17 protein-coding genes and 3 pseudogenes are annotated in these 19,904 nt (G+C 66.4%); 1 reads left to right on the top strand and 19 read right to left on the bottom strand.

Going from position 1 to position 19,904, the window contains the following annotated elements:
- Positions 1 to 24: 24 nt before the first annotated feature.
- From QO058_RS20230 to QO058_RS20170, 13 genes and pseudogenes are all read right to left on the bottom strand, one after another.
- Positions 25 to 780, bottom strand: a complete 756-nt coding sequence (locus QO058_RS20230; protein WP_284168052.1) for an ABC transporter permease — start codon at positions 778 to 780, stop codon at positions 25 to 27.
- Positions 777 to 1,193: pseudogene (locus tag QO058_RS20225) on the bottom strand (ABC transporter permease); the annotation flags it as partial. The gene QO058_RS20230 and the pseudogene QO058_RS20225, both read right to left, overlap by 4 nt.
- A gap of 381 nt (positions 1,194 to 1,574) precedes the next feature.
- Positions 1,575 to 2,345 carry an ABC transporter ATP-binding protein gene (locus tag QO058_RS20220; protein WP_284168051.1) on the bottom strand — a complete coding sequence of 257 codons (771 nt, stop codon included), beginning with the start codon at positions 2,343 to 2,345 and terminating at the stop codon, positions 1,575 to 1,577.
- A gap of 23 nt (positions 2,346 to 2,368) precedes the next feature.
- Complete coding sequence (locus tag QO058_RS20215) at positions 2,369 to 4,513, bottom strand: DUF3604 domain-containing protein (protein WP_284168050.1); 2,145 nt, start codon at positions 4,511 to 4,513, stop codon at positions 2,369 to 2,371.
- Entirely contained in the window at positions 4,513 to 5,322 is an 810-nt protein-coding gene (locus QO058_RS20210) for a GntR family transcriptional regulator (protein ID WP_284168049.1), read from the bottom strand. The genes QO058_RS20215 and QO058_RS20210 overlap by 1 nt, the downstream gene beginning before the upstream one ends.
- 161 nt (positions 5,323 to 5,483) lie before the next feature.
- Positions 5,484 to 5,756 (bottom strand): annotated as a pseudogene (locus QO058_RS31485) (ABC transporter permease subunit); the annotation flags it as partial.
- 468 nt (positions 5,757 to 6,224) lie between these two features.
- Positions 6,225 to 7,067, bottom strand: a complete 843-nt coding sequence (locus tag QO058_RS20200) for a carbohydrate ABC transporter permease (protein WP_284168048.1) — start codon at positions 7,065 to 7,067, stop codon at positions 6,225 to 6,227.
- Positions 7,031 to 8,503, bottom strand: a complete 1,473-nt coding sequence (locus QO058_RS20195; protein WP_284168047.1) for an ABC transporter substrate-binding protein — start codon at positions 8,501 to 8,503, stop codon at positions 7,031 to 7,033. Before QO058_RS20195 ends, QO058_RS20200 begins: the two co-directional genes overlap by 37 nt.
- A 290-nt stretch (positions 8,504 to 8,793) precedes the next feature.
- The gene (locus tag QO058_RS20190; RefSeq protein WP_284168046.1) at positions 8,794 to 10,005 is read right to left on the bottom strand and encodes a mandelate racemase/muconate lactonizing enzyme family protein; all 1,212 of its coding nucleotides are present in this window, start codon (positions 10,003 to 10,005) and stop codon (positions 8,794 to 8,796) included.
- A 34-nt stretch (positions 10,006 to 10,039) separates the two neighbouring features.
- Positions 10,040 to 10,759 carry a FadR/GntR family transcriptional regulator gene (locus QO058_RS20185; RefSeq protein ID WP_284168045.1) on the bottom strand — a complete coding sequence of 240 codons (720 nt, stop codon included), beginning with the start codon at positions 10,757 to 10,759 and terminating at the stop codon, positions 10,040 to 10,042.
- A gap of 28 nt (positions 10,760 to 10,787) precedes the next feature.
- Positions 10,788 to 12,062: a TRAP transporter large permease gene (locus tag QO058_RS20180; RefSeq protein WP_284168044.1), complete on the bottom strand. Its 1,275-nt coding sequence runs from the start codon at positions 12,060 to 12,062 to the stop codon at positions 10,788 to 10,790.
- Complete coding sequence (locus QO058_RS20175; protein WP_284168042.1) at positions 12,055 to 12,540, bottom strand: TRAP transporter small permease; 486 nt, start codon at positions 12,538 to 12,540, stop codon at positions 12,055 to 12,057. Before QO058_RS20175 ends, QO058_RS20180 begins: the two co-directional genes overlap by 8 nt.
- A 2-nt stretch (positions 12,541 to 12,542) precedes the next feature.
- Positions 12,543 to 13,562: a TRAP transporter substrate-binding protein gene (locus QO058_RS20170; protein WP_284168041.1), complete on the bottom strand. Its 1,020-nt coding sequence runs from the start codon at positions 13,560 to 13,562 to the stop codon at positions 12,543 to 12,545.
- Positions 13,563 to 13,763: 201 nt separating this feature from the next.
- Between QO058_RS20170 and QO058_RS31480 the strand changes: the two are divergent.
- Positions 13,764 to 14,009, top strand: a pseudogene (locus tag QO058_RS31480) (GntR family transcriptional regulator); the annotation flags it as partial.
- 135 nt (positions 14,010 to 14,144) lie between these two features.
- Here the strand turns inward: QO058_RS31480 and QO058_RS20165 are convergent.
- Genes QO058_RS20165 through QO058_RS20140 form a run of 6 tightly spaced genes read right to left on the bottom strand, consistent with a single transcriptional unit; the run spans position 14,145 to position 19,901 of the window.
- Complete coding sequence (locus tag QO058_RS20165; protein WP_284168040.1) at positions 14,145 to 14,930, bottom strand: SDR family oxidoreductase; 786 nt, start codon at positions 14,928 to 14,930, stop codon at positions 14,145 to 14,147.
- On the bottom strand, positions 14,930 to 15,859 hold the full coding sequence (locus QO058_RS20160; RefSeq protein WP_284168039.1) for a dihydrodipicolinate synthase family protein: 930 nt from the start codon (positions 15,857 to 15,859) through the stop codon (positions 14,930 to 14,932). The genes QO058_RS20165 and QO058_RS20160 overlap by 1 nt, the downstream gene beginning before the upstream one ends.
- A gap of 8 nt (positions 15,860 to 15,867) precedes the next feature.
- Entirely contained in the window at positions 15,868 to 17,307 is a 1,440-nt protein-coding gene (locus QO058_RS20155) for an FAD-binding oxidoreductase (protein ID WP_284168038.1), read from the bottom strand.
- A gap of 3 nt (positions 17,308 to 17,310) precedes the next feature.
- Complete coding sequence (locus QO058_RS20150; protein WP_284168037.1) at positions 17,311 to 17,994, bottom strand: aspartate/glutamate racemase family protein; 684 nt, start codon at positions 17,992 to 17,994, stop codon at positions 17,311 to 17,313.
- Between the two features lie 12 nt (positions 17,995 to 18,006).
- Positions 18,007 to 18,651, bottom strand: coding sequence for a flavin reductase family protein (locus QO058_RS20145; RefSeq protein ID WP_284168036.1), 645 nt, complete (start codon positions 18,649 to 18,651; stop codon positions 18,007 to 18,009).
- Positions 18,652 to 18,656: 5 nt separating this feature from the next.
- The gene (locus tag QO058_RS20140) at positions 18,657 to 19,901 is read right to left on the bottom strand and encodes a Zn-dependent hydrolase (RefSeq protein ID WP_284168035.1); all 1,245 of its coding nucleotides are present in this window, start codon (positions 19,899 to 19,901) and stop codon (positions 18,657 to 18,659) included.
- Between the last annotated feature and the right edge of the window lie 3 nt (positions 19,902 to 19,904).

Raw genomic sequence — 19,904 nt, 5'->3', positions numbered from 1 at the left:
TGATTTATCCCCCTTTTTTGCTTGTTAGATCGAGCTCCAGCGTCCGACCGTTCTGCGAATGGCGAGAGCGAAGGCAGCATCCGCCACCAGATTCACGAGCCCGATGACCCCGATGGCGAAAACGGTGATGCCAAGCTGGCCGAGCTCGCGTCCTTGCATGACGAGGTAGCCGAGCCCGCTGCGGGCTGCGATCAGCTCGGCCGCCACCAGGATACCGAAGCTGAGGCCGAAGCCGATGCGCAGGCCCGACGCGATGTCCGGCAGCGCCGCCGGCAGGATGACGGAGCCGACCATCCGCAAGCGGCCGATATTCATGGTCCGCGCGGCGCGGACGAGAAGCGGCGGCGCCAGCGTCACGCCGCGCCAGCTGGCGGTGAAGATCGGAAAGACCGCACCAAGGAAGATCACGAAGATCTTCGAACCTTCGCCCAGACCGAACCAGATGATGGCGAGCGGAATCCAGGCGAGAGGCGGGATCGGCCGCAACAGGTCCATGACCGGCCGGATGGCAGCCGAGAACCCGCGCGACAGGCCGCAGGCGACGCCGAGCGCGATGCCGACAAGGCTCGCCAGGGCAAACCCGGCCAGGATCCGCCAGAGACTGATGGCGAGATGCTCGACGAATTCCCGCAGGCTCAGCATCTTCGTCGCCGCGACCAGTGCCTGGCTCGGCGAAGGCAATGTCCCCGGGTCACGCCAGAGATACCGGGCTGCGAGCTCCCAGGCGAGCAGGAGCAAGGCGGTGCCGATCGCACCGGCGAGAACGGGCGAGCGCGTCATCGGGATGCCTCCCGCTCCTGCCAGGGCATCAGCCTGGTCTCGAGCCAGGCCAGCCCGGCCGTCAGGCCGAACCCGATCAGGCCGATCAGCGCCATCCCGACCACCGTCAGGTCGCTCCGGTAGAAAGTGCGCGCCTCCATGATCAGGGCGCCGAGCCCCGTCGTCGTCCCGATCATCTCGGCACCGACGATCACCATGAAGCCGACCCCAAGCGCGATCCGCGCACCTGAGAACAGCCGGGGCAGCGTTGCCGGGAGCGAGACCCGCAGGAAGAGATCGCGGCGGCTCGTATCGAGGGTCCGGGCGGCGCGGATCAGCAGGGGATCGATCAGTTTGGCGGCGGCGACCGCGGCGGACAACATCACCCAGAAGCAGCCATAGCCGATCAGGAATATCTTCGAGGCCTCGCCTGTTCCGGAACCAGACCAGCGCCAGCGGCAGGAGGCTGAGGGTTGCGACCGAGCGGCAGAACGCGATGATCGGCGCCGTCATCTTGTCGGCGACGGAATTGCGCCCGATGGCCAACCCCAGGGGAATGGCGAGTGCGATAGCCAGGAGATAACCGCAGACGACCCGCTGCAGGGTGGCAGCGATATGGCTGCCCAGGCGCGTGCCCATTGGAAAGCCGTTGGTCGCGAGGTCGATGGCGCTTGCCCAAACACGGGAGGGTGGCGGAAACCGGAAAGTATTGAGCAATTCCATGCGACTCGCGGCTTCCCATGCCAGCAACCAGATGGCGATCACCGCAATCGGTAGCGCCATGTCGAGCAGCCGGTGCGGGAGATCGCGGGATATCATGCGACCTGTCTCGCTGCGGGGCGGCCCTGCTCGCGCAGGGCTTCGCGGATCTCCTCGTGAAGGCGCAGAAGCTCGAGGTCGGTGCGGGAGCGCGGTCGCCTGGCCTCGAGGCGGCGGTCGAGCACGATGCGGCCCGGTCGGGGCGCGAGGACGATGATCCTGTCGGCCAGCGCCAGTGCCTCCGAGATCGAGTGGGTGACGAACACCACCGTCTTGCGGCGCGCTGCCCAGACCCGAAGAAGCTCTTCCTGCATCTCGTCGCGTGTCAGCTCGTCGAGTGCGCCGAAGGGCTCGTCCATGAGCAGCACGGCAGGGTCGAGCGCCAGCGCCCGCGCGATGGCGACACGCTGCTGCATGCCTCCGGACATCTCGAAGGGGTATTTCTCCCCCTGCCCCGCGAGGCCGACGAGGTCCAGCAGCGACTCGGCCAGCGCGTCGATTTCGGCGCCGCGCAGCCCGCGATTTCGGGCCGCAAAGGCGATGTTTCCCTTTGCGGTCAGCCAGGGGAAAAGTGCGCTTTGCTGAAAGACCATGCCCTTGCCGTGGCCCGGCCCGGTCACCCGCTGGCCGTCGACGAGCACTTCGCCTTCCGAGGCGGCGGTCAGGCCGGCGATGATATTGAGAAGCGTGGTCTTTCCGCAGCCGCTGCGCCCGACAAGGACCACGAACTCGTTCTCGCCGATGGCGAGGTCGATATGCGCCAGGACGGGCGCTGCGCCGGGTTGATCGCCGGGAAAGCGCTGGCTGACCCCGCGCACCTCAATCATCGCCTTGGATGACGAGGGGCCGGTCACAGCGAAACCGTCACGTAGATTGGGCTCGACCAGGCCATAGCGCCGTCATCCTGCTCGACGCGCAGCCAGTAAGCCTGTTCTCCCGGCAGGTTTTCGGTTTCCGTCCAGCCGCCGCTCCAGTCTTCCGATGCCGGCAGGCGCGGCAGCCATTCGGCCCGCAGCTCGCGATTAGGGTCGGGCAAGCGATGCGAGGCTCCAGCCTCGATTTCCGCCGCCGAAAACGTATGCGCCATCGGGCCGGATTCGAACCGCAGGTTCACGGGGCCGGTCCGTTCAAGCTCGAGCTCGATCCCGTCCCAATCCCCCGCCGTGATCGAGGTCCAGCTGACGTTTTGAGCGGACCAGCCCGTCACGCCTTCGGCAGCCGTGTCCATCGCATAGGGCCTGACCGCGCGGATCGTTGCCCCCTGGATCGCGAGCGAACCGTCCCAGATCATCCTGGCGCGCTCCCAATTGCCGAAGCCGGACGCGCCGCGCCAAGCCACGCGCAGGACATCGCTTGGGCGCGGGTCCCTAGCCTGAATCGGAGCATGGAAGACAGGCGTGATGCCGCGAAAGATCTGCACAGAGCGCAATGGAGCGGTACCGGCGACATCGAGCTCGAAGCTCGGGGCCGTTTTCGTCCGCAGCGAATCGCCGAAGCCCGCCTGTCCGCAGGAAAACGCCAGCAGGATGCGCGGACCGGTCGTCGCATAAGTCCGCCGAGCGGCGAGGTGCGACCAGACCGAGGCGCGGCTGAGATCGGGCGCAGCGAGCGCGGCGAGCCCGCCGCCCAGATTGCGCACCGACATCCGGCCGGGGCGGCTGCGCCCGGGCCGTCCGTCGATTCCGTCGCTGCCGCCGGTCACGCCGAACTTCCAGCCGCGTGCGAGGGCATCGTGCAGGAACCATTCGGAGGTGGCATGGGTCGAATGAACCTCGATCAGGCGCTCGGTCGAAGGTTCGTGCCAGTCGAGATTCGAGGTGCGGCCCCCGACGTGGACCTGCATCAGCAGATCGCGACCGCGTACATGGTCGTGCAGATCGGTGATATGCGGCAGGTCGGTCGCCACATCCGAGACATCCGGGAGATGCCGATGGCTGCAGCGGCGAAGCTCGCCGTCGTCGCCGGGGAAATAGACGTTGTGATCGCCGCCGACAGTGGTCGTTCCGGACCATTCGTAGCCGAGCAGGGCAACGAAGCGGCCATCCTCGTTGAATTGACGCGTGACCTCGCAGCTCTCGGTCCATTCGGGATTTGAGACGAGGAAGCAATTGCCCTGATGACTGGCGAAATCCAGCGCGGCGACATCCCGTCCGAAGCGGAAATAGCCCGCGATCGACTGAGCCCCGCAACCGATCGCGGACTGGGCATGGATGTCACCCCAGTACAGGCGATGAGCCGGCGCGACATCACAGCGGATCGGATTGCTCAGCGCCCGCCAGCGACCCGCCTCGTCCTCGACCGCGAGACGGTACACGCCAGGAGCCGGCAGCGTCGCCTCGATGCGCGTGATCGAGCCGCCGGCGCTGGTCAGGCGGCCGCTCAAGCCGAGCTCCGGAACGCGCAGGTCGAGATCGACGCCAGAAGCCGGGTTGCCCCAGCAATCTTCCGCCAGGATATGAAGCGAGAAGCGCTCGCCCGGCCTGATGACGCTTGGCGCCGTCACCGCCAGCCCGGCGATCGGGCCGCCTATCACCCGTGTCCGCAGCCGCTCGATCTCGTGCCAGGCGCCGTCCGGCCTTGACCGCAGGCGCAGGCTCAAGGGTGAGGCATCTTCGACGAAGGTCTGCACGCGGTGCCCGGGGCTGTCGCCGGCGCCGAATGTCACCGTGAGATCCGACGTCAAACCGTCTGGAAGCTCGATGAGAAGGGCATGGTCGAAGGGATGCCACGACGATTGGCGACGCACCTCGACCTTCGTCGGACAGCCTTCCGCCGCGACGATCGTGACATAGTCCGCCGCATCCGGCCGGTCGAATTGCGGGCTGCCCCAATCGCTGGGCCAATGGCGCGCCAGGCCGATCGCCGCTCCCGGCGGGAAGGGAGCGGCCGGCTTCAGGGTCAAGCTCCAGCGGATCAGCGAATCCGCCGCGACGACGTCGGGTAGATCACTCTCGACAACAATCCGCACCTGCTCGATGGCGGCCTCGGCGGTCATCAGCGCAGCTCGATCTTGTAACGATGCGTATCGCCACGCATCACCGCCCGCCGGTATTCGCCGACCCGCCCATCGGCCAGATAGGTCTTGCGCTCGAGCTCGTAGACCGGCGTCCCCGGAGCGACCTCGAGATGACCGGCAACGAAAGCGTCTGCGATACCCGGATCGACATATTCGTCGGCATGCGTGAACTCGATGCCGTGGCGATCGCGCAGGACATCGATGAGGTGACGGGTGGTCAGCTCTTCCTTGGTCAGCTCCTGGCAGAGGTCGGCCGGAATGGCGCTCATCTGGATGGCCACAGGCGACGCGCCGACGAAGCGCACGCGATCAAGGGACCAGACATAAGCCGATTGCTTCAGGCCAAGGCGGTCGGCGATCTCGGCCGTCGCACGATGGCGCGACAGCGACAGGATGCGGCCGCCGGGATCGATGGGCGGGCCTTCCAGCCTGAATTGACGATAGGAGGCCGCGATATGGCCTTCGAACTTCGGCTGGCGCAGGAACGAGCCTCGGCCTGCGAAGCGTTCGATGATGCCTTCGCGCGCCAGTTCGAGCAGCGCGTGCCGCATGGTGCCCCGGCTGACGCCGTAATGTTGGCAGAGATCGCCTTCGCTGGGCAAGGCGGCGCCGGCGCCGAAGCGCCCTGAGCGAAGCTGAAGGGACAGATCGTTGCGGACCTGGAAATGCAGCGGCAGGAACGGGCCCTGCTCGAAGGGACGCAGCGTGATGACGCTTTCTCCCTGCCCCGCCGCCGGCTCTGCCGGCGCCGCTGTCGGCTTCGATGGCTGGGTACTACGTCGGGGCATCACGACCTCCCTCTATATCAGTCCAAATGTATGAACATTTAGACTTTGTCAATCTGCTATTTCACGGCGCCTGCGGTGAGGCCCCTGATGATTGTCCGCTGAGCCAGGATCAGGAAGGCAAGCGCCGGCACGATCGAGAGCAGTGAGGCTGCCGCCATCCCGGTATGCTGGATGACGTATTCCTGCGCGAAACTCGCAATCGAAACGGGCACGGTGGCCGTCCGCTCGGACGTCAGGTTGAGAGCGACCGGGAACTCGTTCCAGCTGAAAATGAAGACAAGCACGCCCGCGGCCAGCAACCCTGGCCGTACCAGCGGCAGGACGATACGGACGAGGATGACGGGCACCGAGGCACCGTCGATCCGGGCGGCCTCGTCGAGCTCGATCGGCAGATCGCGGACATAGCCAATGAGAATCCAGAGCGCGAGCGGCAGGTTGAGCGCGACATGGGCAAGAACAAGCCCGGTATAGGTGTTGTCGAGGCCGAGCGTCCGAAACAGCGTGAACCAGGCGCCGACCAGCGTGATCGGGGGATCATCTGGAAGACGAGCGCCCAGACCAGGATCAATCTGGTCAGCAAGGGCGGTGCTCCGAGCCGCACGAGCGCATAGGCGGAGGCGAGAGCCGAGGTCAGGACGAGGAGCGTCGTCAGGGTGGCCACGACCAGGCTGTTGGCGAAGCTGCGCGCATAGTTCGACGTGCTGGAAAAGAGCAGCTCGTGCAGATTCGACAAGGTCGGGGTGAACAGGACTTCGCCCATCATCAGCGAAATCTGGGTTCGGAAGGCAGCGGCGGCGATCCAGAGGAACGGCCCAAGCATCAGCGCTGCCGCGAGCAGGAGGACGAGATGAGGCCAGACGGCGCTGGCCCAGTCGCCGATATGTTGCCTGCGCACGATCATCTCAGGCCTCCCGGCGGCGGCGCGCCGCGCCCTGCGCCAGGATGACTGCCAGCGCGAGCAGGAAGAGGGTCACGATCGCCAGCGCCGAGCCATAGCCGGCCCGGTCTTCGGTGAAGAAGCGTCGATAGATGCTGAAGCTGACGACCTCCGTCGCCGTGCCGGGGCCACCGCCCGTCAGCAGATAGACCTCGTCGAAGACCTTGAAGGCCGTGATGAGGCGAAATGCGAGGGTGACCGCGATGGTGGGCATCAGCAGGGGCAAGGTCACGTAGCGAAAGCGTTGCCAGCCGGACGCGCCATCGATCTCAGCGGCCTCGTAGACGTCGCGAGGCAGGTTCTCGATCCCGGCGAAAAGGAGCAGGAAGCAGAACGGCGTCCAGTGCCAGACATTGACCGCGATGATAGCCGGCAATGCGAGCGCGCCTTCACCCAGCCAGTCGCGCGGTTCGATGCCGACGAGACCGACGATCTGGTTGATGGCGCCGAAATCCGGGCTGTAGAGCAGTTTCCAGATCGCGCCGACGACAATGCCGGGCACAAGGATCGGCAGGAGCAGGACGCCCCGGTAGAAGCCCCGGCCGCGCGCGACGCGACTGGTCAGAAGGGCCAGGCCGAGGCCGATCGTCATCTGCAGGCTCACGGCGACGAGCGCGAAGATCGTGGTGTTGACGAGCCCCTTGTGGAACAGGGCATCCCGCCAGAGGTCCGCATAGTTGCGCAGGCCAGCCCAGTCCCAGCGGGAGCGGCCCTCGCTCCAGGAAATCTGGTGCAGGCTCATCACGACGAGCTCGGCGATCGGCAGCAATGTCAGCGCTGCCAGGACGAAGAGGAGCGGCGCCAGCAAGGCCAGCCGCCATGTCCGGTCCGACCAGCCCGTGTCCGACCAGGATGCGCGGGCCATGGCGACAACGGCAGCGTCCGACGAAGGCATATTGCGCGCTCGCATCTCCAAGGCCTTAGAGCGGCGCCAGCATGCCGGTGCGGTAGCCGCCCTTGGCCGTGATCTCGTGGATTTCGCGCGCCGCCAGGTTGAGGGCTTCGGTCGCCGCGATCTCCCCCGATCACCGCCTGATTCAGGCGCAACTCAAGGACCGCGTTGATCTGCGCACCTTCCGGAATGGTGTGCATCATCCGGGCATGAGGCGCGCTGTCGAGAAGCGCCTTCATGAAGCGGAAGCGGGGTTCGTTGCTGAGCGGCCCGGCGAGCACATCGCGACGCACGGGCGGGGACCCGAATTCGGCATAGCGGGTCTGGGCTTCCCGCGTCTGAAACCAGGCCAGGAAGGCGAGAGCGGCCTTCTTGCGTTCCGGCGGGACGTTCCGGGGAATCGCGCCGATGAAGTGACCGAGTGTCGGAGCCGGCTTGCCACCCGGGCCGTGCGGGGCGACGGCGACGTCGATCTTCCCGACGACCGCCGAGCGCGCGGGATCGTCGACCTGCGACCAGGCCGCAATCACGTTTATAGCGTGGGCCGCCTTGCCGGTCAGAAGCTGCTGGACCACGGCCGTCTGCGTGAAACTGCCCGGATTGGGCGGCGAGACGGCCTTGGCGATCGCAAGATACTGGTCGAGTGCGGCCTTGGCCGCCGCATCGTTCAGGGTGACGGTGAAATCGCCGCCCTTCTCGTCGCGGAAGATCGCTCCGCCGAAGGAATGGAGATAGGGCATCCAGTCATAGGAGATGTCGGACGCGCTGCGGGCGGCACGCAGGACCATCCCGTAGACGCGCGGCGAATCGTGCAAGACCCGGGCATTGGCGAGCAACTGCTCCCAGGTCTTGGGGACCTTCAAGCCATGCTGATCGTACAGATCCCGGCGATAATAGAGGACCGGCACATTGCCGTTGACGGGCACACCATAGAGGCGCCCGGTCGCAGAGGTGTTGGCCTTGCGGGCGGCGTCCCACCATGAGGTGTCGTCATAAGAGATCATCTCCGGATCGAGCTTGAAGGCCGGGTCGATCTCGTTCAGCGGCGTCAGGAAGCCGCCATAGTAAAACTCGGCGAGATAGGCCGAGTTGATCGGGATGAGGTCGTAGAGCCCCTCGCTCGAGCGCACGGAATTCCGGGCCTTCTCGGCCGCGCCTGCGAAAGGATTGACGTCCAGCTTGACCGGATTACCGGTCTCCTTGGTGTAGAGCTCGACGAGCTTGGCAAAGCCACCGAGCCAGGGTGACTGATTGATCACGATCGTAATGCCGGGTGCCGCCGCCCATCCCGGCTGCGCCATAAGGCCGCTCGCCGCCGCAGCCACCAGAAACTCCCGCCTCGTCGTCGCCATGTCGTCCCCCAACATTCTATCTTTGATTATATGTTAGAATGTTTGAACATATAGATAGAGTCAAGGGCGCGCGAGCACTCGCGACGACAGGATGAAGGCGTCCCTGCCCTGCGCGGCTGCTCGCCTTCCAGCCTATGTCAGGCTGCGTCCTCCGCAGCTTGAGCGCGGGCAATGTCGTCGGAGCGAGCCAGGGCGGAGGACGTCATCGGCCTCCGGCAGCGATCGGTGCCGAGATGCCGCGGCGTCCCTACGGCCGCGCCCGAAGTGTGGGCGCGGCCAATGGCCCGCGCTTACGGCCGACGACTGACGACCCGAACCGCATCCGCCGCCTTGAAGCGGTCTTCGATCAATGCGGTGCCGAGGCCCGGGCCCTGCATTGGCAGCGCGTAGCCCTTTTCGAACACCGGCATCGTGTTCAGGATCTCCTTGTACCAGCCGGTATAGAAGGCCCGCACAGTCTCCTGCACGAGTGCATTCGGCGCGTTCAGCGCCAGATGGATCGACGCGATGAGCGTCACCGGGCCAACGCAATCATGTGGTGCGATCGGCAGATCGAAGGCTTCAGCCATGGTCGCGATCTTCTTTGCCTCGCTGATGCCGCCGACCCAGGACAGGTCGAGCATCACGATATCCGTGGCGCGGCGCTCCATCAGGTCGCGGAAGATCGGCCGCGTGGCGAGTGTCTCGGAGGCGCAGACTGGACTCCTGACCTTGGAACGGATTTCCGCCAACCCCGCAGGATTGTTCAGCTTGATCAGATCTTCCAGCCAGAACGGCTTGTAGTCGGCAATGGCGTGGGCGATCTGCAAGGCGGTCGGCACGTTCCACAGCGCATGGAACTCGGCCATGATGTCGATCTTGTCGCCGACCGCGCGGCGGATCTTTTCGAACGGCTCGAGCGCCTTCTTCATGTCGGCTGACGATATATAGAGGCCGCCGGTCTTCTCGGCCGGAATGTCGAACGGCCAGATCTTCATCGCCGTTATGTCCTGCTCCAGCAGGCTGTGGGCCAGTTCGTCGGCGTTGTTGAGGAAGGCGTCCAGATCTTCATACGGGCCTTCCTGCGCGGCATTGGCGAGGCCCCAATTCGCCGTGCTCTGGCTGATGCGCGAGCCGCGCACATATTTGTAGCCGGCGCAGGTGTTGTAGATGCGCACGCTGTCTCGCGAGAGTCCGCCGAGTAGCTGGTGGATGGGCTGGCCGGTGGCCTTTCCGAAAATATCCCACAACGCGATATCGATCGCCGAGGTGCCGCGCATCTCGACGCCGGTCCCCGAAAATCCAACGAAGGAATTCAGCAGGAAGCGGCTGTGCCGGTCAATCTGCAAAGGGTCTTTCCCGAGCAGATAAGGCGCCACCGTCTCGTGAATGTAGCTCTCGACCGCACGCGCGCCGAAGAAGGTTTCGCCGAGCCCGATGATGGAGTCGTCGGTCTTGACCTGAACCCAAAGCAGGTTCGGGAACTCTTCGAGCCGCAGCGTCTCGATGGCGTCGATCTTCAATGGAATATCCCTTCTTTTTGCCGGCGCGTGCCCGTCAGGACGTAGCCGTGCCTTTCGTCGCGAGCCGGGTCACGGCGCGGCGCATGTCGTCCTGAGCGGTTTTGATGATCGCGCACGCCGCGCGCTCAGCTGCGTCGGCATTTCCTTCGGAAATCGCCTCTGCCAGCGCGGCGTGCAGCGGCAGCGAAGCGCTCTCGATGTGCTCGGAATCCCACCCACCCTCGGCATAGAGGTCGAGCGTCGTCTGGATGAGGATCTCCACCAGCGGCGCCAATCTGCGCAGGAACGAATTGTGGCACGCGTCGAGGATCAGCGTGTGAAACGCGATATCCGCCTTGGAAAAGGCCTGAGAGCGCCCTTCGGCCTCGGCCATCTGCTCGTAGGCGTGACGAATGGCCCGCTTCTCGCTGTAGCTTGCCCTGGTTGCGGTGAAGCGGGCGGCGGCGGGCTCGAACAACAGCCGCAATTCCGTCAGGTCTTCGGCGACGACCCCGGCCTCGCGGAAACTGAGCCGCCAGCCCAGGACCTGCGGGTCGAACATGTTCCACAGGTTTTCCGGCAGCACGCGACTGCCGAGCTTGGGGGCGACCTCGACCATGCCCTTGGCGGCCAGCGTCTTGACCGCCTCGCGTACGATGGTGCGGCTGACGCCCAGTTCCTCACACAGCTTCTGCTCGATCGGCAGCGCCGCCCCGACCGGGAAGCGCTCGCTGACGATCCACTCGGCGATGCGGTCGACCGCGAACGAATGCATGTTGCCTTGTCTCACCGGCAGGTCCTCGTCATTTCAGGGCTATCGGCAGCCAGGTCGACAGCCCTGGCACCAGCATGACGACGGCGAGGGCGACGAGTACGGCCAGGAAGAACGGCGTCATGCTGGCGATGACGCGTCCGGAAGGTACCTGCAGCAACTGCGCCACCACGAACACGCACAGCCCCACCGGCGGCGTCACCAGTCCGACCGTCAAGGCGAAGATCATGACGATGCCGAAGTGGAGTGGATCGATGCCGAGCTGGGTGACGATCGGCTGGAAGATCGGCACCAGGAGCACGATCGCCGGACCCGGTTCGAGCGCGAGGCCGACCACCAGGAGCAGAACCACCGCCACGAACAGGAACAACAGCGAGCTGCCGATAAACAGAGCCACGACGTCGGCAATGAAGCCGGCAAGACCGCCGATCGCCATGACCTGCGCGAGAATATTCGAGGCGCCGAGGATGATGTAGATGGAGGCCGACAGCCGCGCCGTCGTAACCAAGGACGCGTAGAATTCCTTGAGATCGAGCGTCCGGTAGATCACGAAGCCGAGTAGCAAGGCATAAGCCACGGCGACGCCGCCGGCTTCGGTCACCGTGAACACGCCGGCGATTGCGCCGCGGAACAGCGCGATCGGCAAAAGCAGCACGAGCAGCGTATCCAGCAGTGTCTGGCCGATGGAGCGCCCGTGGGCGGTGCTCTGCGGGCGTGGAAGGCCGGCGCCGCGCACGGAATGAAGCCCGATGACGAAACACAGCGCAAGCGCCAGCACGATGCCCGGCAGGACGCCGCCGAGGAACAGGTCGATCACCGGCACATTGGCCATCAACCCGTAGATCACCATGATGATCGACGGCGGGATGATCGGCCCGAGCAGCGAGGCGGAGGCGATCAGAGCTGCCGTGTATTCGCGCCCGTATCCTTCAGCCGGCATACGCCTGCCGAACAACTGTCCGAGCACGGCGGCGTCAGCCACCGCCGCACCGGAAATGCCGGAGAACAGCAGGGCGCCCAGAACGACGGCGTAGGCGGTGCCGCCCCGCACGGCGCGCGTCACGATCGAGGCCAGGTCGATCAGGCGCCCGGTGACGCCGGCCTTGTGCATCAGGTCGCCGGCCAGCAGATAGAACGGTGCCGCCAGAAGGATGAAGCTGTCCATCCCGGCAAACATCGCGCCCGAAAGGCTGCGCAGGGGAATGCCGAGCTCGACTCTGCCGGCAAGTCCGGCGAGCCCGAGCGCAATGGCGATCGGCGCGCCCGAGATCAGCGTCAGCGCGAAGATGACGAGAGCGCTAAGCATCGCTGCCACCCCCGCCGACCGGCTCCTTCAGGAACATCAGCGCAACCGCCAGCAAGGCCATCAGGCCCGAGCCGATGAATACGGCAAGATAGGGATAGTGCAGCGGGATCTCGGCCGCCGGCGAAACGGCTCGAAAGGCGCGCTGCAGTGTTGGCCAGCCCGCGATGATCAGCGTCAGGCAGAATGCGCAAACCGCGAGAGCAGCAACGATGCCGGCGGCGCGCTTCAGCCCGACATTCGCGGAGTCCGCCATGAGGTTGACAGCTGGCAGTTCCGCACGGCCGAGAGCCGCGGCGGCACCGAGCATGGCGACCCAGACCATGGCGTAACGCATCACCTCTTCCGACCAGGGCAGCGGCGCATAGAAGAAGTAGCGGCAGGCGACCTGCGCCAGGTTCAAGCCGACGCAGACCAGCACTCCGAGTGCGGCAAACCATTCGCTCACGCGTACCGTGCCGTGGACGATCTTGCGCAGCATGGTCAGGATTTGCCGTTGGCCGCCGCCAGCAATTCTTCGACGCGTGCTCGCCCGAATCTCCCGAGTAGATAGTCGAGCACAGGCTTCTGCATCACCGCCTTGAAGGCCGCCTTTTCGGCAGGGGTGCTCTCATGCACCTCAACGCCCTTGGCGCGAATCTTCTGGATGTAATCCGCCTTGCGGGCCGCCTTCTGCTCGCGCACCACCTTGCCGAGTTCGGCGGCTGCCTCATCGACCGCCTTGCGCTGGTCGGCGGCCAGCTTCGCATAGGTTTCGTCGTTCATGATGATGAACAGAACGCCCATCACATGCTCGTTGATGGTGACGTATTTCTGGACGTCGGCCATGCCGAAATCATGGATCACCGACAGCGCATTCTCGGCGCCGTCGACCACGCCCTGCTTCAGAGCCATCAGCAGCTCGGTCGACGGAATTGGCGTCGGCGAAGCGCCCAGCGCTTCGATCATGCGCAGGTAGATCTGGCTTTCCTGCACGCGGATGCGCAACCCCTTGGCGTCCGCCGGCTTCACGAACAGTCGCTTGCTGCTGGTGAACGAGCGAAAGCCGAGTTCCGCCATGGTCAGGGTGCGGACGCCCGTCCGCTCGCGGATTTCCTCGCCGAGCCTGGCTGCGAACGGGCTCGCAAAGAATGACCACGCCGCATTCGCGTCGTCGAAAAGATAAGGCGCCGAGAGCAGCTGCACCTGAGCGTGGAAGCCGGCAAAGTCAGCGTCGCTGGACAGATAAAGATCCGCGACACCTTGTTGCACCGCTTCGATCGCGGCGCGGCCGCCCCCGCCCAATTGGCCGCCGGGGAAAATCTCGACCTTCACAGCGCCTTTGGTCTGCGCTTCGACCTGCCGCTTGAAGGCGGCGATCGCATTCAGCTCGGGATTGTCGCCTGGGGGAATCACGGTGCCGAACTTCAGCGTCACCGTCTGCGCCAAAGCCACATCCGGTGCCAGCCCGACCAGCAAAGCCAAGGCGGCCGCACAGGCGGCAGCCATCCAAGATTTCATCATTGCGTCCTCCCAGGCAGCGCCCATTCGAGTGGGCAGCATTGACCGACGCAATTCATATACATCATGTATGATGATTACAATCCGCTGCCATGGAAATTCGTCATGACCTCACGACCTGCGGCGCCCGCGATGCGTCGCCAGGCGCAATGCGTGCGGATTTCCGGCGTGTTTCCGGGCCGAGCATCGCCTTGAAGAGCTTCCATGAGGGCGCGTCCTCACCCGCCGGGGCGAACGATGAGTCGGGACGGCATGGACGGGTTGGCGAGAGTGCGGTCGAAGGAGGACTGTGCGGCTTTCGATTCCGCCCGCCCGCTGCTCTGTCGGCGGATCGCTCAGACTCTGCAGGCAGAGATCGAGGCCAGGATGTTCGCCGCCAGCTCGATGCGGCCGAGCGAAAGCGCACTATGCGCGCGCTTCGATGTAAGCCGGCACACGCTTCGCGATGCTTTGCGTGTGCTCGGGGAGTTGGTGTGCCTTTGTGGCTCCGGCTCGGCGTCAGCCTGCGCTGCCCACTTCATCCCAGATGCACGCCGCAGGCGTCCATCAACCGAAAGGCAGACGGTAGCGATCCGGATTCCGACCTCAGATGCCCCTGATCATGCCCCCATCGATGCGGATCTTGGCGCCTGTCACATAGCTCGCCCGCTCACTGGCGAGGAAGGCGACGACATCGGCGAACTCCTGCGGCTTGCCGTAACGGCCGGCGGGGATCGCCGCCATCGAAGCCTGCGCGACGGCGTCCCGCGTGCCGCCAGTACGGGCCGCAGCGGCATCGTCGAGCTGGTCGACGCGCTCGGTATGGATGCGGCCCGGCAGGACGATGTTGACGGTGACCCCGCTACCCGCGACCTCGGACGCCAGCGTCTTCGACCAGCCGACGACCGCGGCCCGGATGCCGTTCGAGAGCGCCAGGCGCGGGATCGGCTGCTCGACGCCGGACGAGGCGATGGTGACGATCCGCCCCCAGCCGCGCTCCGTCATGCCGGGCAGGAGGCGCTGCGCCAAATGGAAGAGATTGGCTGCCATGCCTTCGAAATGGACGAGCCAGTCGGCGCGCTTGGCATCGCGGGCCTCGCCCGGCGGCGGGCCGCCGGAATTGCCGATCAGGATGTCGACGCCGCCCTCCGCAATGAGGCGCTCGGCAAGCGCGTCGACCGAGCTGAGATCAGCCAAGTCGAGCTTCGCAGCGCTGACGCGACCGCGCTGATCCGCCGGCAGCGCAGCGATCCAGCTGTCCGTCAGATCGGTGCCGCGGGCCGCGGCGATGACGGTCGCGCCCTCGGCGGCGAGTGTCCGTGCGATCGTGGCGCCGAGGCCGCGGCTTGCGCCGAGGACGAGCGCGCGCCTTCCAACAAGTCCCAGATCCATCAGCCGATCTCCTTCAGGCGCCGTTCCTGCCGCGCGATGAGCCGTTCGATATCGGCGATGTCGGCCCTGGACAAGGTTCCGCCGGGCTTGCGCAGGGTGCCGGACGCAATCGCGCCCCGTTTGGCCAGGATGTGCTTGCGGATCGCGAGGCCGTGGCCCGGCTGCTGCTCGTAGCGGGCAAGCGGCAGATAGGCGTCGAAGAGGTCATGCGCCCGCTCGACATCGCCGCTCGCATGCGCCTTCCAGACATCGACCATCATCTCGGGATAGGCGAAGCCGGTCATGGCGCCATCGGCGCCGCGCGACAGCTCCTCAGGCAGGAAGATGCCGCCATTGCCGACGAGGATCGAGATCCGGCGGCTACCCCGATCGCTGGCTGAGCGCAGGGCCGAGATCTTGGCAAGACCCGGCCAGTCCTCGTGCTTGAGCATGACGCAGCTGAGATGAGCAGCGGCAATCTTCAGGATCACCGCCGGGGTCATCTGCACCTGCGTGACCAGCGGGAAGTCCTGCAGGACGAAAGGCACCTTCGATCCCAGCGTCTCGGCGACCAAGGCGTAGTAGGAGACAATCTGGTCGTCGGTCCGCAGATTCGACGGCGGTGCGACCATGACACCGGCGGCGCCATCGCCCATCACGCTTTCGCTGAGCTCGCGCATCGCGGCGAACCCGGAGGCGGAGACGCCGGCGACGACAGGCACGCGGCCCTGCACCCGTGCCAGCACGCGGCGCACGAAGATGTGGGACTCCTCCGCCGTCAGCTTGGGCGCCTCGCCCATCATGCCGAGCACGGTGAGACCGGTCGCGCCCTTCTCCAGATAGAAATCGACCATGCGGTCGGTGCTCTCCAGATCGAGCGCACCAGCCTCGGTGAAGGGCGTCACCGCGATGACGTAGACACCCCCAGCGGTTTCATCGAGCAGAGCCATGATCGTCCTCAGTTGGTGGCGGAAGCGGGTAGACGCTTGCCGGGCAGAAGCTTGCCCGGGTTGAGCAGGCCCGCCGGATCGAGCAGGTCCTTGAGCGAGCGCATCAGTTCGAGATCGAGCGGCGCCTTGCGCAGCGGCATCTCGGCGACGCGGAGCTGGCCGATACCGTGCTCGGCGCTGATCGAGCCGCGCCGCCGGCCGATCTCGTCATGGACGAGGCGGGTGAGCGCCGGGGCGAGAGCCGCGAAGGCGGCCGGATCCTGGCCCTGCGCCGGCAGCACGTTGTAGTGGAGATTGCCATCGCCGAGATGGCCGAAGACGATCGGCCGAACGCCAGGCGCGGCGGCGCGGACGGCAGCGTCCGCGGCAGCGACGAAATCGGCCATGGCCGAGACCGGCATCGAGACGTCGTGCTTGGCAGCCTTGCCTTCGCGTACCAGCGCCTCGGACACGCCTTCGCGGATGCGCCAGAAGGCCTTGGCCTGGGCGCCGTCCTGCGCGATGGCGGCATCGAGGATAAGGCCGGTTTCGACGCTGCCCAGCAGGGTTGCTTCGAGGCGGTCGCGCAAGCCGGGCTCGTCATCCTGATCGGAGAGCTCAATCAGCACGGCAGCAGGTGGCATCTCCCCAAGCGGCAGGCGAGCCTCGCCAACATGCCGCAGGATCAGCGCCAGGCAATCGCCGGTCATGAACTCGAATGCGGTCAGCCGGTCGCCGCAACGATCGCGGACCACCGCCAGCAAGGACAGCGCCGCGGCCACGTCCGGAACGGCAGCGAAGGCGGTGGCGCGGGCATGCGGCTGGGCGAAGAGCTTGAGAACGGCGCCGGTGATGACGCCGAGCGTGCCTTCCGAGCCGATGAAGAGGTCGCGCAGGGCATAGCCGGTATTGTCCTTCCGCAGCGCCGTCAGCCCGTCCCAGACCCGTCCGTCCGCCAGCACAACCTCGAGGCCGAGGGTGAGTTCGCGCATCGTGCCGTAGCGCAGCACGGCAACGCCGCCGGCATTGGCGGCAAGGTTGCCGCCAATGGTGCAGCTGCCTTCGGCGCCGAGGCTGAGCGGGAAGAAGCGCCGGGCTTCCTGCGCCGCCTGCTGGACTTTCGCGAGAACTGCGCCGGCGTCGACGGTGATGGTGTTGCCGATCGCGTCGAGCGCGCGGATGCGGTTCATCCGCGTCAGCGACAGCACGATCGCACGGCCGGAGCTATCAGGCGTCGCGCCGCCGGACATGCTGGTGTTGCCGCCCTGCGGCACGACCGGAACGCCATGCCGCGCGCAGAGCCGCATCACCGCCGCGACCTCCTCGGTCGAACCCGGTCTGACGACGGCTCGCGCGGCGCCGCGATACTTGCCGAGCCAATCGCTCAGGAAGGGAGCCTGGTCCTGTGCCGAGACGAGGACATGCGCCTCGCCGAGAAGCCCGGCGAGTTCCACGACGAGATTGTCCATGCTTCAGCCTCCGCCGAGAGGCCGGCCGCCCCAACCCAGCTGCACGCGCCCGATCGCCATCGTCACCGCTGCCTGCGTCGGCTCGACGACGGGAATCCCGAGCTCCCGCTCCAGCGGTTCGCGGAAGCGCGCCATGCCGGCGCAGCCCATGACCAGCACATCGGCATGGTGCGTATCGTGCAAAGTTCGACCGACCGCGATCATGCGGCCGAGCGTGAGTTCATCGTCGGCCATTTCCGCGATGGTGAGGTTGACCGGCAGGTCGCCGGCGAAACGGCTCATCACCCCCATGGCGCCGAGATAACGAAGATGGCGCGGGATCGAGTTCTGCAGCATCGCGACGATGCCGAAGCGCTGGCCCAGCGTCAGTGCCGTCAGCACGCCGCTTTCAGCGATGCCGAGCACCGGCCGCGTGCTCTGCTCGCGCAGCGCATGCATGCCGGGGTCGGAGAAGCAGGCGATGACGAAGGCGGCCGACTCGTTCTCCAGCCCGGCGGCGCGCTTCAGCAGGGCCGGGATCAGCCCGTCGACGTCACGCTGCGACTGGATGCCGGGTGGCCCCTCGGCGAGCGTCAGGCAGTCGAGCGCCGGGCCGCCGGCCAGGCGCAGCGGCGCGACGGCGGCGGCGATCTCCCTCGTCACGCGCTCGGTCGAGTTGGGATTGATGACGTAGATCGTGCCGCTCACGACGCCTCTCCTTCAGGGGGTGGTTCGCACGCGTCCGCGCCAGCCATCGAGCGTCTGGCGCGGCGCCTGGAAGCGGTCACGCAGCGTGACATACCAGTCGGCGCCGTGCAGCCGGCCGACAAGGTCCAGCTTGTCGATATCGACATGCAGGCGCTCGTCGACGATGCCGTCGCGGATGTGGATATGGCTGATCTCGCCGACGACCAGATTGCGATGCCGGGTGCCGAGCGAGAGCGAGACGGTCTCGCGGCATTCGAGCTGGACGGGGGACGCGGCAAGGCGCGGCGCTGCGATCGAGACGCCGGGCGCGGTCGTAAGTCCGGCCGTCGCGATCTCGTCGACATCGCCCGGAAAGTCGATGGCGCAGACCTGCATCGCCTCGACCAGGGCCCGGTCGACGAGATTGACGACGAAGCAGCCGGTGGCGCGGATGTTGCGCATCGTATCCTTCAGCGGCGCCTCGCCGGAGCGCCCCTCGATGCCGAGCACGACTAGTGGCGGCGCATGGCTGAAGACGTTGAAGAAGCTGAACGGGGCGGCATTGGCCCGCCCTTCGGCATTCGCCGTGGTGACGAGCGCGATCGGGCGCGGCAGCACCGTGTTGACGAGGAGCTTGTAGAGATCGCGTTCCGCAAGGTCTGCCGCTGCCCAGTCCATCGTGATCAGCCCAGGCTCGCATCGAGCAGGCGAACCGTCTCGGCCAGCACGCGGGCGCCGTCGCCGGCCTGCTGCGGCTCGATCGATTCCTCCGGCGCATGGCTGCGCCCGTCGAGGCAGGGCACGAAGATCATGCCGATCGGACCAGTCTTCGCGACGAAGACGCCGTCATGGCCGGCACCGCTCGGCAGGTCGCGCGTGGCGAGGCCGAGCGAGGCGGCCGCACTGGCGATGGCCGCACGCACCTGCGGCGCGCAGGCTGTCGGCGCGACATGGCTGATCGGCTCCATGGCGATGGTGAGACGTAAGTCCTCCAGCGCAGGACGCAGGTCGCGCACCAGCCCCTCGCCGAAGGCCTTGACCGCCGCCTCGTTGCCGGAGCGGACCTCGAGCGTCAGAACCGCCTCGCCGGGCACGGCATTGGCGGCATTGGGGCTGACCTCGATGCGCCCGAAGGTCGCGACCAAAGGCTGGTTGTCGCGCGTGGTAGCGAGCGCCCGCTTGTAGGCCGCCTCGACCAGCTTCGACGCCCCAACCAGCGCATCGGCCCGCAGCGGCATCGGCGTCGCACCGGCATGATCGGCCCGTCCCGTGACCACGATGCGCTCGCGCCGGATGCCGACGATATCGGTCACGATGCCGATCGGAATCCGCTCGTTCTCCAGCACGCGGCCCTGCTCGATATGGACCTCGACATAGGCCGCGACGCTGCCGGCGGGGCGCGCCACCGCCGCCAGCCGCTCCGGCAGCCCGCCGACGAAGGCAATGCCTTCGCGTAGCGTCACGCCGTCGGGCCGGGTCAAGGCAAGATGTGTCTCGCTCAAGGCCCCCGCGAATGCACGGCTGCCAACGCAGGACAGGCCGAATTCGCTCGGCTCCTCCGCCAGGAAGTCGACGACCTCCAGCGTGTGGCGCAGCCGGTCGCCGCGCTCGCTGAAGCTCTGCGCCACCTCCAGCGCGGCGAGCACGCCAAGAATGCCGTCATAGCGGCCACCCGATGGTACCGTGTCGGAATGCGAGCCGATCAGGATCGGCTGCAGCTTGGGATCGGCCCCGGCGAGCCGGCCGATCAGGTTGCCGGCGGCGTCGAGCTCCGTCTCCAGCCCGGCGGCGCGGAACTCCGCCGCCAGCCATTCGCGCCCCTCGAGGAAGCGTGGCGTGAACGAGCGGCGCGTCCACGGGCGCTCCGGATCGGTGATCCGCGAGAGCGCCTCGATCCGCCGCCAGAGCCGGTCCTGATCGATCGACATGAT

Source organism: Bosea vestrisii (assembly GCF_030144325.1).
Lineage (GTDB): Bacteria > Pseudomonadota > Alphaproteobacteria > Rhizobiales > Beijerinckiaceae > Allobosea > Allobosea vestrisii_A.
Note: the sequence above shows the minus strand (reverse complement) of the source record. Positions and strands in the feature narration are given on the sequence as shown.